The 16,613-nt window shown below is 70.2% G+C and carries 16 protein-coding genes; 6 read left to right on the top strand and 10 right to left on the bottom strand.

Annotated features, from left to right (window positions below; genetic code table 11):
* Window positions 1-6 precede the first annotated feature (6 nt).
* The 3 genes from ACKI2N_RS29280 to ACKI2N_RS29290 form a co-directional block, all read right to left on the bottom strand.
* A complete protein-coding gene (locus ACKI2N_RS29280; protein ID WP_420998064.1) occupies window positions 7-3,207 on the bottom strand; it encodes an efflux RND transporter permease subunit in 3,201 nt (1,066 codons plus the stop codon).
* Between the two features lie 224 nt (window positions 3,208-3,431).
* Window positions 3,432-4,709 carry an efflux RND transporter periplasmic adaptor subunit gene (locus ACKI2N_RS29285; protein ID WP_420998065.1) on the bottom strand — a complete coding sequence of 426 codons (1,278 nt, stop codon included), beginning with the start codon at window positions 4,707-4,709 and terminating at the stop codon, window positions 3,432-3,434.
* A 136-nt stretch (window positions 4,710-4,845) separates the two neighbouring features.
* Entirely contained in the window at window positions 4,846-5,769 is a 924-nt protein-coding gene (locus ACKI2N_RS29290) for an alpha/beta hydrolase (protein WP_420998067.1), read from the bottom strand.
* Between the two features lie 322 nt (window positions 5,770-6,091).
* Here ACKI2N_RS29290 and ACKI2N_RS29295 point away from each other — a divergent pair, with 322 nt between their 5' ends.
* Entirely contained in the window at window positions 6,092-7,042 is a 951-nt protein-coding gene (locus ACKI2N_RS29295; RefSeq protein ID WP_420998068.1) for a LysR family transcriptional regulator, read from the top strand.
* Between the two features lie 19 nt (window positions 7,043-7,061).
* On the opposite strand, the gene ACKI2N_RS29300 is transcribed toward ACKI2N_RS29295, so the two are convergent.
* On the bottom strand, window positions 7,062-7,505 hold the full coding sequence (locus ACKI2N_RS29300; RefSeq protein ID WP_420998069.1) for a RidA family protein: 444 nt from the start codon (window positions 7,503-7,505) through the stop codon (window positions 7,062-7,064).
* A 132-nt stretch (window positions 7,506-7,637) separates the two neighbouring features.
* On the opposite strand from ACKI2N_RS29300, the gene ACKI2N_RS29305 reads away from it, so the two are divergent.
* The 4 genes from ACKI2N_RS29305 to ACKI2N_RS29320 all read left to right on the top strand — a co-directional run bounded on the left by ACKI2N_RS29305 (window position 7,638) and on the right by ACKI2N_RS29320 (window position 10,178).
* The gene (locus ACKI2N_RS29305; RefSeq protein WP_420998070.1) at window positions 7,638-8,297 is read left to right on the top strand and encodes a helix-turn-helix transcriptional regulator; all 660 of its coding nucleotides are present in this window, start codon (window positions 7,638-7,640) and stop codon (window positions 8,295-8,297) included.
* A 110-nt stretch (window positions 8,298-8,407) separates the two neighbouring features.
* Entirely contained in the window at window positions 8,408-9,247 is an 840-nt protein-coding gene (locus tag ACKI2N_RS29310; protein WP_420998071.1) for an alpha/beta hydrolase, read from the top strand.
* Between the two features lie 90 nt (window positions 9,248-9,337).
* Entirely contained in the window at window positions 9,338-9,982 is a 645-nt protein-coding gene (locus tag ACKI2N_RS29315; RefSeq protein ID WP_420998072.1) for a LysE family translocator, read from the top strand.
* A 34-nt stretch (window positions 9,983-10,016) separates the two neighbouring features.
* The gene (locus tag ACKI2N_RS29320) at window positions 10,017-10,178 is read left to right on the top strand and encodes a hypothetical protein (protein ID WP_420998073.1); all 162 of its coding nucleotides are present in this window, start codon (window positions 10,017-10,019) and stop codon (window positions 10,176-10,178) included.
* 33 nt (window positions 10,179-10,211) lie between these two features.
* On the opposite strand, the gene ACKI2N_RS29325 is transcribed toward ACKI2N_RS29320, so the two are convergent.
* The 5 genes from ACKI2N_RS29325 to ACKI2N_RS29345 form a co-directional block, all read right to left on the bottom strand.
* Window positions 10,212-10,454, bottom strand: coding sequence for a hypothetical protein (locus tag ACKI2N_RS29325; protein ID WP_420998074.1), 243 nt, complete (start codon window positions 10,452-10,454; stop codon window positions 10,212-10,214).
* Between the two features lie 196 nt (window positions 10,455-10,650).
* Entirely contained in the window at window positions 10,651-11,565 is a 915-nt protein-coding gene (locus ACKI2N_RS29330; RefSeq protein WP_420998075.1) for a glutaminase, read from the bottom strand.
* 78 nt (window positions 11,566-11,643) lie between these two features.
* Window positions 11,644-12,801, bottom strand: a complete 1,158-nt coding sequence (locus tag ACKI2N_RS29335; RefSeq protein ID WP_420998076.1) for an MFS transporter — start codon at window positions 12,799-12,801, stop codon at window positions 11,644-11,646.
* A 196-nt stretch (window positions 12,802-12,997) separates the two neighbouring features.
* A complete protein-coding gene (locus ACKI2N_RS29340) occupies window positions 12,998-13,690 on the bottom strand; it encodes an LrgB family protein (protein WP_420998077.1) in 693 nt (230 codons plus the stop codon).
* Window positions 13,683-14,204 (bottom strand): CidA/LrgA family protein, encoded by a 522-nt coding sequence (locus ACKI2N_RS29345; RefSeq protein ID WP_420998078.1) that lies wholly within the window; start codon window positions 14,202-14,204, stop codon window positions 13,683-13,685. The genes ACKI2N_RS29340 and ACKI2N_RS29345 overlap by 8 nt, the downstream gene beginning before the upstream one ends.
* A gap of 187 nt (window positions 14,205-14,391) precedes the next feature.
* Here ACKI2N_RS29345 and ACKI2N_RS29350 point away from each other — a divergent pair, with 187 nt between their 5' ends.
* A complete protein-coding gene (locus ACKI2N_RS29350; protein ID WP_420998079.1) occupies window positions 14,392-15,282 on the top strand; it encodes a LysR substrate-binding domain-containing protein in 891 nt (296 codons plus the stop codon).
* 15 nt (window positions 15,283-15,297) lie between these two features.
* Here the strand turns inward: ACKI2N_RS29350 and ACKI2N_RS29355 are convergent, their stop codons facing one another.
* Window positions 15,298-16,557, bottom strand: coding sequence for a glutamate carboxypeptidase (locus ACKI2N_RS29355; RefSeq protein WP_420998080.1), 1,260 nt, complete (start codon window positions 16,555-16,557; stop codon window positions 15,298-15,300).
* Window positions 16,558-16,613 lie beyond the last annotated feature (56 nt).

A 16,613-nucleotide genomic window follows, 5' to 3' on the forward strand; every position in this document is an offset into this window, starting at 1 on the left:
TCGTCCTTATTCTGCGGAGGCGATGGCCTTGTGGCTCGCCGGCGGGGCGTCGCCCGCGCTGGCGGCGCGGCGGCGCTCGCCGCGCGTGGCCAGCAGGCGCAGCGCCACATAGAACACGGGGGTGAGGAACAGCCCGAAGAAGGTCACGCCCAGCATGCCGGCGAACACCGCCACGCCCATCGCATGGCGCATCTCGGCGCCGGCGCCGGTGGAGATCACCAGCGGCACCACACCCATGATGAAGGCGAACGAGGTCATCAGGATCGGGCGCAGCCGCAGGCGGCTGGCTTCGATGGCGGCCTGCACGATGGTGCGGCCTTCATGCTCCAGCTCGCGCGCGAACTCCACGATCAGGATCGCGTTCTTCGCCGACAGCCCCACCAGCACGATGAAGCCGATCTGCGTGAAGATGTTGTTGTCGCCGCGCGTGAGCCACACGCCGGTCATGGCGGCCAGCAGGCTCATCGGCACGATCAGGATCACCGCCAGCGGCAAGGTCAGGCTTTCGTACTGGGCGGCCAGCACCAGGAACACCAGCAGCACGCACAGCGGGAAGATCCACACGCCCGCGTTGCCGGCCAGGATGTCCTGGTAGGTCAGGTCGGTCCACTCGAACTTGATGCCCTTGGGCAGCGTCTCGGCGGCGATGCGCTCGGCCGCGGCCTGCGCCTGGCCCGAGGAGAAGCCCGGCGCCGGGCCGCCGTTCATGTCGGCGGCGGTGAAGCCGTTGTAGCGCACCACGCTGTCCGGGCCGAAGCCCTGCTTGACGGTGAGCAGCGACGACAGCGGCACCATGTCGCCGGCGCGGTTGCGCGTCTTGAGCTGCAGGATGTCCTCGGCGTGGTTGCGGAACTGCGCATCGGCCTGCACCTTGACCTGGTACGTGCGGCCGAACTTGTTGAAGTCGTTCACGTAGGCCGAGCCGAGGTAGGTCTGCAGCGTGTCGAACACGTCGGTGACCGGCACGCCGAGCTGCTTGGCCTTGACGCGGTCGAGCTTGACGTCGAGCTGCGGCACGTTGACCTGGTAGTTGCTGAAGATGCCGGCCAGCTCGGGCGTGGCGCGCGCCTTGCCCATGAACGCGTTGGTGGCGTCGAACAGCGCGTCGTAGCCGAGCGCGGCGCGGTCCTCGATCATCAGCTTGAAGCCGCCGATGGTGCCGAGGCCCTGCACGGGCGGCGGCGGGAACACCGCGATGAAGGCATCCTGGATCGACGCGTACTTCTGGTTCAGGTCGGCGGCGATCGCGTTGCCGGACAGCGCCGCGCTCTTACGCTCCTCGAACGGCTTGAGCGTGGCGAACACGATGCCGGCGCTCGGGCTGTTGGTGAAGCCGTTGATCGACAGGCCCGGGAAGGCCACCGCCGATTCCACGCCCGGATGCTTGAGCGCGATCTCCGACATGCGGCGGATCACGTCCTCGGTGCGGTCCAGCGTGGCGCCGTCGGGCAGCTTGGCGAAACTCACCAGGTATTGCTTGTCCTGCGCCGGCACGAAGCCCTTCGGCACCAGCTGGAACACGCCCCAGGTCAGCACCAGCATGACCGCGTAGACGCCGAACACGGCGGTCTTGCGCGAGATCACGCCCTTCACGCCGCGGCCGTAGCGCTCGGCGCTGGCGCCGAAGAAACGGTTGAAGCGGGCGAAGAACTTGCCCAGCACGCGGTCCATGGCGCGCGACAGCCAGTCCTTGGGCGCATCGTGGCCGCGCAGCAGCAGCGCGGACAGCGCCGGCGACAGCGTCAGCGAGTTGAAGGCCGAGATGATGGTCGAGATCGAGATGGTCAGCGCGAACTGCTTGTAGAACTGCCCGGTCAGGCCGCTCATGAAGGCCAGCGGCACGAACACGGCGATCAGGGTCAGCGCGATGGCGATGATCGGGCCGCTGACTTCGCGCATGGCCTTGTAGGTCGCTTCCTTCGGACTCAGCCCTTCCTCGATGTTGCGCTCGACGTTCTCCACCACCACGATCGCATCGTCCACCACGATCCCGATGGCCAGCACCAGCCCGAACAGGCTCAGCGCGTTGATCGAGAAGCCGAACGCGTGCATCAGCCCGAAGGTACCGACGATCGACACCGGCACCGCCAGCAGCGGGATGATCGAGGCGCGCCAGGTCTGCAGGAACAGGATCACCACCAGCACCACCAGCGCGATGGCTTCGAACAGCGTGTGGGTCACCGCCTCGATGCTGTGGCGCACGAACTGCGTGGGGTCGTAGACGATGCTGTAGTCCACGCCGTCGGGGAAGTTCTCCTTGAGCTCGTCCATGGTCTTGCGCACGTCATCCGAGATCTGGATGGCGTTGGAGCCCGGCGCCTGGAAGATCGGCAGCGCCACCGCGGACTTGTTGTCCAGCAGCGAGCGCAGCGCGTATTCCGACGCGCCCAGCTCGATGCGGGCGATGTCCTTGAGGTAGGTCACCGCGCCGTCGGGCGAGGTGCGCACCACCACGTCGCCGAACTCTTCCACGCTGGTCAGGCGGCCCTGGGCGTTGACCGAGAGCTGCAGGTCGGTGCCCGGCAGCGAAGGCGACTGGCCGATCACGCCGGCGGCCACCTGCACGTTCTGCTCGCGGATCGCGTTGACCACGTCGCTGGTGGCGAGCTGGCGCTCGGCCATCTTCTCGGGGTTCAGCCACACGCGCATGGAGTAGTCGCCCGAGCCGAACATCTGCACCTGGCCCACGCCCTGGATGCGCGCGAGGCGATCCTTGACGTTGATCAGCGCGTAGTTGCGCAGGTAGGTCATGTCATAGCGGTCGTTCGGCGAGACCAGGTGGACCACCATGGTCAGGTCGGGCGAGCTCTTGACGGTGGTGATGCCCAGGCGGCGCACGTCTTCCGGCAGGCGCGGCTCGGCCTGCGAGACGCGGTTCTGCACGAGCTGCTGTGCCTTGTCCGGGTCGGTGCCCAGCTTGAAGGTCACGGTCAGCGTGAGCGTGCCGTCGCTGTTGGCCTGCGACGACATGTAGAGCATGTCCTCGACGCCGTTGATCTGCTCTTCCAGCGGCGTGGCCACGGTTTCCGCGATCACCTTGGGGTTGGCGCCCGGGAACTGCGCGCGCACCACCACGGAAGGCGGCACCACCTCGGGGTACTCCGAGATCGGCAGCTTGAACATCGAGATGGCGCCGATCAGGAAGATCAGCACCGATAGCACGCCGGCAAAGATAGGCCGGTCGATAAAGAATTTCGAGAGATTCATCTCAGTCTCGGCGAAAGCGCTCCCCCTGGCGGCCCGAAGCGGGGGCGCCATATGGAGCATGGGGAAGCAAGAAAATGGCTCGGCTCTTTTGGGGGACGGTATTTCATCGGGGCCGGCGCACGACAAGCGCCGGCCCTTTCCCCCGGCCCCTCTCCCGCGCGCGGGAGAGGGGAGCAAACCCTCAGCAGGTTCCGTTCATGTCGGGCTCATGCGGCCACTGCGGCTCAGGTCACCGGCTTGCCCTCGGCGGCCTTGTCGGTTTCCTTGTCGGCGGCGGCCTGCTTGCGGTCGGGGGAGTCGGCGCGCTGCTCCAGCTCGCGCTTGTACGCCATCTCCACCGCCTTGGGCGCCACCGTGTCGCCCGGGCGCACGCGCTGCAGGCCGTTGACCACGATCTTCTCGTCGGCCTTCAGTCCCGCGCGGATCACGCGCAAGCCTTCGTACGACGGCCCGAGCGTGACTTCGCGGTAGGCCAGCTTGTTGGCCTTGTCCACCACCAGCACGAACTTCTTGCCCTGGTCGGTGCCGATCGCGCGGTCATTGATCAGCACCACCGGATGCGGCGCGCCGCCGCCGAGCTTGATGCGCGCGTACAGCCCCGGCAGCAGGCGGCCGTCCGGGTTGTCGAACACGGCGCGCACGCGGATGGTGCCGCTCTTGGTGTCGAGCCGGTTGTCGATCGACTGGATGCGGCCCTCGCGCGGGTATTCCTCTTCGTTGCCCAGGCCCAGGAACACCGGCAGCTTCGGCTGCGCGCCCTGGGTGCCGGCGGCACCGGCGGTGCCGCCGGTCTCGGGGGCCGTATAGCGCAGGTAGGTCTGCTCGTCGACCTCGAAGTTCGCGTACATCGGCGACACCGACACCACCGTGGTCAGCACCGGCGACGACGCGCCCGGCGCCACCAGGTTGCCCACCGTGATCTCGGCACGCGAGACGCGGCCGCTCACCGGCGCCACGATGCGGGTGTAGTTCAGGTTCAGCCGCGCCACTTCCAGCGAGGCCTGCGCCGCGCGGACATTGGCCACTTCCTCGCGCGCGGCGTTGTCGCGCTCGTCGAACTCGCGGCGCGACACGGCGTTGTCCTGCACCAGCCGCTGGGCGCGCGCCAGTTCGGTCTGCGCATGCGAGGCACGCACCTGCGCGGCGGCCAGCGCGGCCTCGGCGCGCGCCACTTCGGCGGCGTACGGGCGCGGGTCGATGGTAAACAGCGGATCGCCCTTCTTCACCAGCGCGCCCTCGCGGAAGTGCACGGCGTCGATGGTGCCGCCGACGCGCGCGCGGATCTCCACGCGGTCCACCGCTTCGAGGCGGCCGGAAAATTCATCCCATTCGGTGATGGTCTTGCCGATCACGCCGGCCACGTCCACCGCGGTGGGCGCCGGGGCCGGCACGGCCTGCGCCTCGCCGGCGTGCCAGGGCTTGAGCAACGAGGTCGCCAGGCCCGCGCCGAGCACGGCGACGATGGCCAGGGCAATCATGGTGCGTCGATATTGCTGCTTCATTTTCTTCACTCCGTATTCCGTAGCGGGTTTTCTTCAACTGGAAAGCAAAAAAAGGACGAACGCCGCCTCCCGGGGCGCCAGGGGAAGCGCCGGGGGTGCCTGCTCGTGCAGGCGGGCTTGTCGTGGTTCGCGCGGGTCAGCCTGGCGAGCTGGCTCCCGGGTCGCGTCCGGTCCTTGGTGAGGCATCGTCATCGCCGGCAAGGTAGCCTTGCAGGTAATGCGCGCCTTCGTTGACCCAGACCTGACATCGGTCGAGGGTCTGTTCCACGCCGTCGCCACAGGCGCCGGGCATGACTCGGGCTTCGGCCGGCACCCCGGCCGTCTGCAGCCGCGCGGCGAAGGCCTGGCCCTCGGCGCGCAGCGCGTCTTCTTCCGCCACCTGGATCAGCGTGGGCGGCAAACCCGCCAGCCGGGAGGCCAGCGCGGGTGCCGCGTACGGATGCACGCTGGCGGCCGGGGTGGGCAGGTAATCGCGGTAATAGCCGGCCATGCGCTGCAGCCGCTCCAGCGACACGCTCGGGCCGCCCTGCGCGAACGCGCACGAGGCGTGCTCCAGGCAGGGATCGGTCACCGGCCGGATCAGCCATTGCGCGCGCGGCTCGGGCAGGCCGCGGTCGCGCAGCATCTGCGCCAGCGCGATCGCCAGGTTGCCGCCGGCTTCCTCGCCCACCACGGCGAAACGCAACTTGTCCACCTTCAGGCGGCGCGCATGGCGCAACACCCAGGCAGTCGTATGGAACACGTCCTCCGGCGCGGCCGGGAACGGGAAATCGGGGGCCAGCGAATACGCCGGCGTCACCACCACGGCCGGCATCGTCGCGGCCAGCCAGGCGGCCAGGCGCTGGGATTTCTCCATGCTGCACTCGACGAAGCCGCCCGCATGCAGGTAGACCAGCCACGGCAGCAGCGCAGCGCCCTTGCCTTCCGGATAGCCGGGCGGATAGCTCAGGCGCACCGTGATCGTGCGGCCACAGCTCTCCACGGCGTGCTCGGTCGTGCGCCCCGCGGCCAGTTCGGCGGCGGACGCTGCGGCTGCGGCTTTCGTGCGGGAAGGCGCCATGGCGGTCACATGCGCCGCGTTAACGGCGCTTCCATTGCATATTGCGATGCAGCGAATTATGGTGGTTGATAAACGTGGGATAAAGCGAGGCTTTACCAATGCACTGTTTCTGCGGTGGAATAATCCGGCACGCCCGCGCCGGGAAACCCTGCGCCGAGCAAGGTCATTGGTTTTGTGATCCACTCCCGCACTTCCGCAGCCGCGCGCGGAGCACGATCCGCGCCCGGCGGGGCCTCGCCGGCCCCGGCGCAAGTGCCGGAACGGCCTGCCGGACCCGCCTGTATCGCCTGTACCGCCTGTATCCTTTTCCCGGGGAGTGAACATGGATCGTCTCGTATCAATGCAGGCATTCACCCGCGTCGTGGATGTCGGCAGCTTTGCGCGGGCGGCCGAATCGATGGACTTGCCCAAGGCCACGCTCACGCGGCTGATCCAGAACCTGGAAACGCACCTCGGGGTGAAGCTGCTGCACCGCACCACGCGGCGCATCAGCGTCACCACCGACGGCGCCGCCTATTACGAACGCTGCGTGCGGATCCTGGCGGACGTGGAAGAAGCCGAGCAGTCGCTGACCCACCAGAACAACACGCCGCGCGGCACGCTGGCCGTGGATACCACGGCCGGACTGGCGCAGAGCGTGCTGATACCCAGGCTGCACGAATTCTTCGCCGCCTACCCCGAGCTGAAGATGGAGCTGACCATCAACGGCAAGCCCATCGACCTGCTCAAGGAAGGCGTGGACGTGGTGCTGCGCGTGGGCGACCCGGTGGACGAGACCATGGTGGCGCGCCGCATCGGGCAACTGCGCCTGGGCTTCTACGGCTCGCCGCTTTACCTCAACCGCCAGGGCACGCCCACGCAGCCCAGCGACCTCGCGCAGCACCGCGCGGTCAACTACCTGTCCAACCGCACCGGGCGCGAAGTGCCGTGGCCGATGGGCCAGGGCGACAAGCGCACCGAGCTGCTGCTGCCCTCGTCCATCTCCACCAACGACGCCGACGTCTACCTGGCCTGCGCGCTGGAAGGCCACGGCCTGGCGCGCATCTCGCGCATGATGGCGCAGCCCTACGTGGAAAGCGGCCGGCTGGTCGAAGTGCTGGCCGACTGGCCCACCGACTCGCTGCCGGTCTCCGCCATGTATCCGCAGAACCGCCACCTGTCCGCCAAGGTGCGCGTGTTCGTCAACTGGGCCGCCGACCTGTTCGCCCGCCATCCGCATTTCGGCGACAGCCAGGACGGCCGGCCCGCGCAGCCGTCCAGGCTGGCCGCGTAGGCACCCCTGCGGCTTCACGCTAGGCGGCGCGCGGGGCGTGCGCCACCGCCAGCGCCTCGATCTCGAACAGCATGCCGTCCAGCGCCAGCCGCGGCACCGGGATCAGCGTGCAGGCCGGCGCCGGCGCGTCGCCCCAGGCCCGGCGCAGCTCGCCGGACAGCACCGCCAGGCGCGCCGCGTCGTGATCCACCACCAGTACCGTCAGCCTGGCCACCTGCCGCAGTTGCGAGCCCGCGGCCGCCAGCGCCACGCGCAGGTTGTCGAGCGCCTGCCGGACCTGGGCCGCGAAACCATCGGGCAGGCTGCCGTCGGCCCGCTCGCCGCCCTGCCCGGCCACGCAGACGAGGCCGGCGCCGGGCGGAATCATCGCCACGTGGGAATAGCCGTTGGCGCTCGGATCGTACAAGCCGATCGGGTTGAGCATGGTGAGCTGGCGCGGCGCGGGGACGTCTGGAGCGTGCATGGGGCGGTTTCCCTTGAATGGAATGAAGGCTGGAACGAGTTGGCCGGGACAAGGAGCAAACCGGCGCGCGCTCGACAGCGCGGACGGGTTACCCTAATATCCAAGAAAGTTTTTGGATATTAGGGCGCCACCATGAATTACGCAATAGAAAGCTTGGATAACCCTGCCGGCTCTCCGGGTGATCGCATCCTGTTCCTGCTCAAGACCCGCGGCCCGGCCTCCACCACGCAGATTGCCCAGGCGCTCGGCGGCACCGCCGAGGCCGCGCGCCAGCAGGTGCAGAAGCTGCTGGCGGCGGGCCTGATCGAAGGCCGCCAGCAGAACGCGGCCGGCGCGGGCCGCCCGCGCCAGGACTGGGTGCTCACCGCCAGCGGCCACGGCCGCTTCCCCGATAGCCACGCGCAACTGACCATCCAGCTGATCGGCTCGGTGCGCCAGTTGTTCGGCGAAGCCGGCATGGAGCAACTGATCGCCCGGCGCGAAGCCGAGACCCGCGCGCAATACCTGGGCGCGGTGGCCGGCCAGGCGCAGCTCGGCCAGCGGCTGGAAACGCTGGCCGGGCTGCGCCGCGCCGAAGGCTATATGGCAAGGCTGGAGCGCGACGGCGAAGACTGGCTGCTGATCGAAGACCATTGCCCCATCTGCGCCGCGGCGCAGGCCTGCCAGGGTTTCTGCCGTTCCGAGCTGGAGATCTTCCGCGAAGTCGCCGGTGCCGGCGCCGCCGTCAGCCGCGAGGAACACCTGCTGAGCAACGCGCGCCGCTGCGTGTACCGCATCAGCGCGGCGCCCTGAGCCGCGCGGGCCGCGTTTGATCGGCGTGCGCGGCGATGCTATCTTGGTGCCGGCAGCCCGCCCCGGGCCGCGCCGGCATCCGCACCGGCCTGCCGCTCACGGAGACCACCATGCCGAACCGCCCCGCTTCCGGATCCGCGCGCCTGCCCGGCGCCGCGCTGATGGCCGCCATGCTGCTCGCCCTGCTGCTTGCCCAGCCGTGGCTGGCCGCGCCGGCGCATGCGCAAGGCGCGCCGGAAGTCGTCGACATCCCCACCCGGCCCGGCGTCACGCAGCGCTTCATCTATCTCGCCCCGGCGCAACCCACGGCCGCGGTCATCCTCTACGCGGGCGGCCACGGCGGCCTGCGCATCGCGCCCGGCGGCGGCTTCGGCTGGGGCGCCAACAATTTCCTGGTGCGCGCGCGGCAACTGTTCGTCGACAACGGCTTCGCCGTGGCGGTGGTCGACGCGCCGAGCGACCGCCTCGTGCCGCCCTTCCTCAACGGTTTCCGGCAGACCGCGGAGCACGCGCAGGACGCCCAGGCCGTGATCGCCTGGATGCGCAACCGCGCCAGGGTGCCCGTGTGGCTGGTCGGCACCAGCCGCGGCACCCAGTCAGTGGCCGCCATCGCCATCCGGCTGGCCGACGGCGGCGGCCCCGACGGCATCGTGCTGACCTCCACCATCCTGCGCGAGGAGCGCGGCCGCCCCGTGCCCGCGATGGAGCTCGACAAGCTCAAGGTGCCGGTGCTGGTGGTCCATCACGTGCAGGACGGCTGCAAGCTCTGCCCGTTCGGCGACGTGCAGGGCCTGATGGACAAGCTGGCCAAGGCGCCCAAGGCCGGCCTGATCAAGTTCGACGGCGGCAACAACGAGGGCGATCCCTGCGAGGCCATGGCCTACCACGGCTTCAACGGCATCGAGCCGCAGGTGGTGCAGGCCGTGGCGCGCTGGATGGCGGAAAAATAGCCGCGGCGCGCGCGGACGCTAGAATGGCGGGCACACGCCTGCCGCCCCCGGGGCTTCACCGACTCCATCCGACTTCATCCGGACTCCGCCATGACGCACTCCACCCTGCTGCTGTTCCTGCTGGCCTCCGCCGTCACCATCGCCACGCCGGGCCCGACCGTGCTGCTGGCGCTCAGCAACGGCTCTCGCTTCGGCGTGCGCGCGGCCTGCTGGGGCATGGCCGGCGCGGTATGCGCCGACATGCTGCTGATCGCCACCGCCGCGGCCGGCCTGGGCGCGGTGATCGCCGCTTCGGAAGTCGCCTTCCGCGCGCTCAAGTGGATCGGCGCCGCGTACCTGGCCTACGTAGGCTGGAAGCTGCTGCGCGCGAAAGTCGGCCCCCTGCCCGGCGACGCCGCGCAAGCGGCCATCCACCGGCGCGAAAGCGCGCCGCCGCGCGAGCTGTTCATGCGGTGCTTCCTGGTGGCGGCGACCAACCCCAAGGCACTGCTGTTCATGTCCGCCTTCCTGCCGCAGTTCATCGACACCGGCGCGCCGCTGCTGCCGCAATACGCGCTGATCATGGCGATCCTGGCGCTGCTGAACCTGCTCGCCATGCTGGTCTACGCCATCCTCGGCGCGCGCGTGATGCACGCCTTCCGCGACAGCGGCATGCGCTGGCTGAACCGCATTTCCGGCGCGACGCTGATCGGCCTGGCCGGCGTGCTGGCGGTGTACCGCCGCGGCCCGGCCTGAGGGCCGGCCACCGCAACCGCGCGCGCACGGCGGCATGGTCGAACTGCTGTCGTTCGTCGGCGCGCTGATCGCCGAGGCGGCGATCAGCCTTGCCGGCTATGCGCGCGACCGGGCCAGGCGCCTGTATTTCTGGCTTTCGGGTGGCGCGATCCTCTGCTGCCTGGCGGCGCTGGCGGCCTGGGCCGGAAAAACGTAGGGAAAGACATGTAGGGGAAAGACGCCGGCGGGCCTAGGGCAGGCGCCCGACCATCTCGTTGCCGTGCACGAACCCCGCCGCCTCCGCCGCTTCCGGCGTCGAATACTGCTCCGTGGGCCTGGCCGATTCCACCAGGGTGCTCGCGGCCCGGATATTGGTGCCGGGCCGGCACACGCGCACCGTGTAGTCCCACGCGCTGGGCGTCTTGGCGCGCACCAGCACTTGCACCTCGTGTGTCTCGAACACACGCTTCTTCCAGGCAATCTCGTATGGCATGACGGTCTCCGTTCTTATGGGGCGGCCCCGGCGCGCGCGCCGGCGGGCGATGACGCTTGCGCGTCACCCGCGGGCGGGCGCGGGAACCTACTCACTATCCTATCAAAGCTGGCCGCGAACGCCGGCCGCGTTCGCCGGGCTGTTGCGCCGAAGGTACCCCCGGGGCCCCCGGCGAGCCATGCCCTGCGGCGGACGGTCAGAAGATGGAGTGCCCGCTGAGCGTGGTCAGCCATTCCAGCGCCTGCACGCCGGCCAGCGAGTTGCCGCTGTGGTCCAGGCCAGGCGACCACACGCAGACCGCCCAGCGGTGCGGCAGCACGGCAACGATGCCGCCGCCCACGCCGCTCTTGGCCGGCAGGCCGACGCGGTAGACAAAATCGCCGGCCGCGTCGTAGGTGCCGCAGGTCAGCATGAGGGCGGACAGCCGCTTGGCCGGGCTGGCGCCGAGGATGCGTTCGCCGCTCCACGGCACCACGCCGCCGTGGGCGAGGAACAGCGCGGCGCGGGCCAGGTCCTGGCAGCTCATGGCGATGGCGCACTGGCGGCAGTAAGCCTCGACCACCTTGTCGACGGGCATCTCCAGCCGGCCGAAGCTCTTCATGAAGTAAGCCATGGCGCGGTTGCGTTCCGCGTGCTCGGACTCGGACTGCGCCACGCGGGCGTCGTAGTCGATGGCGGGGTTGCCGCACAGGCGGCGCATGAACTGCACCAGCGCGGTCTCGGCCTGGACGAAACGGCTGCAGAGGATATCCGTCACGACCAGCGCGCCGGCATTGATGAATGGGTTGCGCGGCAGGCCCTGCTCGTATTCGAGCTGGACCAGCGAGTTGAAGGCGTTGCCCGAAGGCTCGCGCCCCACGCGCTGCCAGAGATCTTCGCCCAGCAGCTGGAAGGCCAGCGTGCAGGCGAACAGCTTGGAGATGCTCTGGATGGAGAACGGCACCGCGGCGTCGCCCACGCAGTGGCTGCGGCCGTCGGCGAACACCAGGGCCATGCCGAAATGATCGCGGGAAACCTTGCCCAGCTCGGGAATATAGTCCGCCACCCGGCCCTGGCCCAGCAGGGGCTCGATGTCGCGGTGGATGCGTTCGAGGATGTGCGCGTAGTCCATGCGTGGCGGCAAGCGTCGGGTTGGAAAGCCTGCGCACATCGTACCGCGGGACGGGCAGCCCGCGCTGCCCGCGGCGGGTTACGCCGTGGCGCGGGCGCCGCGGTCGAGCGAGGCGGACAGCCCCACCGCCAGCAGCGCGATGGCGGCCACCGCCGCGCCCAGCCACGGCAGCTGCGTGAGCGGCAGGCCGGCGCTGATCATCAGCCCGCCGAGCCACGCGCCGGTGGCGTTGCCCAGGTTGAAGGCGCCCTGGTTCAGCGTGGATGCCAGGTTGGGCGCGCCCCTGGCCTTGTCGAGCACGCGCACCTGCGTGGCCGGGACCACGGCAAACGCGACCATGCCCCACACGAACAGCGTCACCAGCGTGGGCAGCGGGAAGTGGCTGGTCCACGAGAACAGCAGTTGCACTACCGCCACCGCGGCCAGCAGGCTGGCCAGCGCGGGCATGAGCTTCCAGTCGGCCAGCCTGCCGCCGGCCAGGCCGCCCACGGTGATGCCGGCGCCGAACAGCAGCAGCACCATGCTCTCCTGCTGCGCGCTGAAGCCGGTCACGTCGCGCAGGATGTAGGCGATGTAGGTAAACACCGTGAACATGCTCACCGAGGCCAGCGTGCTGATCAGCAGGGCGAGCTGCACCTGCATGGCGCCGATGGCGCGGAACTCGCGCAGGATGCTGCCGCCCTGCATGGGGATCGCCTTGGGCAGCCACGCCACCAGCGCGGCCGCGGCGGCCACGCCGATCGCGGTGACAGCCCAGAACGTGGCGCGCCAGCCCAGCAGGTGGCCGAAGGCGGTGCCGAACGGCACGCCGAGCACGTTGGCCACGGTCAGGCCGGTGAACATCAGCGCCACCGCCTGCGCGCGCTTGTCGCGCGGCACCAGCTCGGCCGCCACCACGGCGCCGATGCCGAAGAAGGCGGCGTGGCAGAACGCCGTGACCACGCGCGCGGCCATCAGCAGCTCATAGCCGGGCGCCAGCGCGCACAGCGCATTGCCGAGGATGAACAGGCCCATGAGCCCGACCAGCGCGTTCTTGCGCGGCCACCTGGCGGTGAGGACGGCGAGGATGGGCGCGCCCACGGCCACGCCGATGGCATAGCCGGACACCAGCATGCCGGCGGCGGGGGCGGACACGCCGAGGTCGGCGGCGACATCGGGCAACAGCCCCATGATGACGAATTCGGTGGTGCCGATGCCGAAGGCCGCGGCTGCCAGCGCGAGAAGCGGTAAGCGCATGATCTTGTGGAGGGGCGAATCTTGTGGAGAGGCGAAAGAGAGCGCAGCGCCGCGAGGCGCGCCGTGACGGGGGACAGCCGGCGCGGTTGCGCCATTGCGCCATTGCGCAAGGGCTGCATTTTGCGCCCTTTTCGCGCAGGGCGCAGGCGCGGCGCCGACGGCTGCGGGGCCTGCGCAGTACTACGCAGCCCCGGCGTCAGAAGAACACGCCGCGAATCAGCGGCGCGGCCAGCACGCTGACCAGCCCCGCGATCATCATCACCAGCGAGGCCACCACGCCCTGCTCTTCGCCGAGCTGGCGCGCCTTGGCGGTGCCGGCGCCATGCGCCGCCGCGCCGAAGATGGCGCCCTGCGCGAGCCGGCTGCGCACCGACGGCAGGCAGGCCAGCACGGTCTCGCCGATGGCCATGCCGAGCAGCCCGGTGATGACGACGAAGACCGCGGCAAGATCCGGCGGCCCGCCCAGCGCGCGCGCCGCGTCCACCGCGAACGGCGTGCTCACCGAGCGTACCGCCAGGCCCTTCTGCAGCATCTCCGACAGGCCGAAGCCGCGCGCCAGCCAGACCGAGCTGAACACGGAGGTCGTCACCGCGGCCAGCACGCCCACCGAGATCGACAGCCAGTGCCGGCGCACCAGCGCGCGATGGTCGTAGATGGGCAGCGCGAAGGCGATGGTGGCCGGGCCCAGCAGCCACATCAGCCAGCGCGTGTCGGCGATGTAGTCGCGGTAAGGGATGCGCGCGGCCAGCACCAGCGCGATCAGCACCACCGGCGTGGCCAGCAGCGGCATCAGCCACAGCCGCGCGCGGCGCGCGTAGACGCGCTTGTTGAGATAGTAGAAAGCGACGGTAGCCGCGAAGCTCAGGGCCGCCAGCACGGTATCACGCATGATGCTGCTGCTCCTTGCCCGGGCGCCGGTCCTGCCGCAGGTCCTGCCGCTGGTCTTGTTGGCGGTCTTGCCGCGGGTCCTGCCGCCGATGCCGGCGGCCGCGCGCCCGGCGCGCCAGCCGCAGCTCCAGCCGGTACACCTGCTCCACCACCAGCGCGGTCACCAGCATCACCGCCACCGTGCTCAGGGCGATCACGGCGCAGATGCGCAGGCCCTGGTGCCGCACCAGGTCCGGGTACTGCACCACGGCGAGCACCGCGGGAATGAAGAACAGCAGCATCTCGCCCAGCAGCCAGTCGGCGCCGCGCCGCACCCAGCCGCCGCGCACGGCGCCGGTAAACAGCAGCGCCGCCAGCGCCACCAGGCCCAGCAGGCCGGCCGGCAGCGCAATGCCCAGGCGCGCGCGCAGCCAGTCCGCCAGCAGCCACAGGGCGCACAGCGCGGCCACCTGCACGCCGGCCGCCGCGCCATTGAGCAGGCGGCCGCCGGCCGGCAAGGATCGGGCGGGAGGCACGGAACGGGTGTCGTGGGTGGAGGGGGCTGCGCTTTGCATGGTGGTTGGGACCGGAATGGGTGCCACTGCAAGGTGGCGACGGATGCTAGTGTACGAAGCGCAATTCGATATATAAAATGAATATAAATTATCGAATCGATGCCGATCTGGAATGGCAATCCGGAGCGGCCCTTTTCCAGGCAACCCAATGGACATCCGCGCCCTGCGCTATTTCGTCGAGGTGGTCCGCCAGGGTGGCTTCACCCGCGCGGCCGAGACCCTGCACGTGACCCAGCCCACCATCAGCAAGATGGTCAAGGGCCTGGAAGAGGAACTGGGCGGCCCGCTGCTGCTGCGCGAAGGCCGCACGGTGCAGCTGACCGATGCCGGCGAGGTGGTGTTCGCGCGCGGCCAGGCCGTGCTGGCCGAAGTGGCGCGCCTGCGCCAGGAGGTGGCCGAGGTGGACGGCATGGCGCGCGGCGAGCTGATGGTGGGCATCCCGCCGATGGCCGGGCGCTACATGGCGCCGGTGATCGGCGCTTACCGGCGCCTGTATCCGGGCGTGAAGCTGCGGCTGCGCGAGCAAGGCGGCCGCGCGCTGGAAGAAGGCGTCGCCGCCGGCGAGCTGGACCTCGGCGTGACCGTGCTGCCGGCGGCGGTGGCGGGCCTGGCCAGCCTGACCGTGACGCGCCACCCGCTGGTCGCGGTGTTTCCCGCCGGGAGCGCGCCGCGCAAGGCCGGCGCGGTGAAGCTGGCGGATCTGGCCGGCCAGCCGTTCGTGATGTACGAGGACGACTTCGTGCTCTACCGCATGCTGCTCGATGCCTGCGAGGCGGCCGGCTTCACGCCGCAGATCGCCGGGCAGAGCCGGCAATGGGACTTCATCGGCGAGCTGGTGGCGGCCGGCGTGGGCGTGGCGATCCTGCCCGCGCCGGTGGCCGGCCAGCTCGACCCCGCGCGCGTGGCCACCCGCCCGCTGGCCGCCGGGCTGGTGTGGGAGCTGGGCCTGGTCTGGCGCGAAGGCTACCTGTCGCGCGCCGCGCGCGCGTGGCTGGCCTGCTGCGAGCAGGCTTTCGGCACCGCCCGCAAGCCCGGCTGAGGCCCGCGGCCAACCTCAGTTGCGGCCGATCTCCTGCAGGATGCGGGACATCAGGTAAAGCCGCGGCACGATCGAATCGATCTCGATGTATTCGTCGCGGGCGTGGTAGCCGAAACCCGCCAGCCCGAAGCTCTCCAGCACGGTGGGCTTGCCCGAGCGCGCAGCGTAGCCCGCGTCGGTGCCGCCGCCGGTCTGCGGCACCATCGTGAGGTCGCGGTCGATCTCCTTGTAGATGTCCTGCGCGCGCGCGGCCAGCGCGCGGCTGCGCTGGTCCGCCACGTAGGGCGGGTGGCCGGGGGTCAGCGTGAGCGTGGTTTCCGTGTCGGGGATCAGCTTGCCGGCGGCCAGCTTGGTCTGCAGCGCGGTCTGCAGCTTTTCCAGCGCGCCGGGCTGGGTCAGCCGCACGTCGCCCACCGCCTCGGCCTTCTCGGTGACCTGGTTGAGCGGGCCGGCGGCGCTGGCGCGGGTCCAGATCAGCGCGGCGCCGGGCACATCCCTGGCCACGTCGCGCGTCTGCAGCATCTGGTAGGAGAGCTCGTAGAGCGCGTTGCGGCCCAGGTCCGGCGCCGCGCCGGCATGCGCGGCGCGGCCCTTCACGTCGAGCGTGGCGGTGGCCACGCCGGCCGAGGCCAGCAGCAGCGGCTGGCCTTTCATGACCACCGAGCCGGCCGACGGCTCGCACGACAGCACCACGTCATGCTGCTCGGCCAGGCGGGCGATGGTGTCGCCCGAGCCCGGCGAGCCCACTTCCTCGTCCGGGTTGAACAGCACGGTGAGCTGGGCATAGTCCTGCCAGCCGGCCGCCTTGAGCAGCGCCAGCGAATGCAGGATCACGGCGATGCCGCCCTTGTCGTCGGCGATGCCCGGGCCGTACAGGCGGTTGCCGTCCTGCCGGATCGGCTGGGTGGCGAGCGTGTCGGGGCCGTAGACCGTGTCCATGTGCGCGATCAGCATGATGCGGCGGCGCCCGTTGCCGGTGAAGGTGCCCTTGACGATGGTGCCCGGCCCGCGCGTGACGGCGAGGCGCTCGGTGGTGGCGCCGAGCGCCTTGAGGCGGCCCTCGGTAAAGCTGGCCATCTGCGCCAGGCCCGCGGCGTTGGCGCTGCCGGACTCGATCGACACCATGTCCTTGAGCGACTGGATCACCGCGGGCTGGGCCGCGCGCGCGCCGTCCAGCAGTTGCTGGTCGGCCGCGCGCGCATTGCCGGCGGCGCCGAGGGCCAGCGCGAGCGCGGCGGCGGCGGCATGGGTAAGTCGGCGCAGGGATGGCTGCATGAAGTCTCCTGTTTGCATTGTTGTCGTGGCGGCGGCGGGGTGCCGGCCGAGCGACG

Origin of the sequence: Cupriavidus sp. 30B13 (assembly GCF_049059565.2) — a bacterium.
Classification (GTDB): domain Bacteria; phylum Pseudomonadota; class Gammaproteobacteria; order Burkholderiales; family Burkholderiaceae; genus Cupriavidus.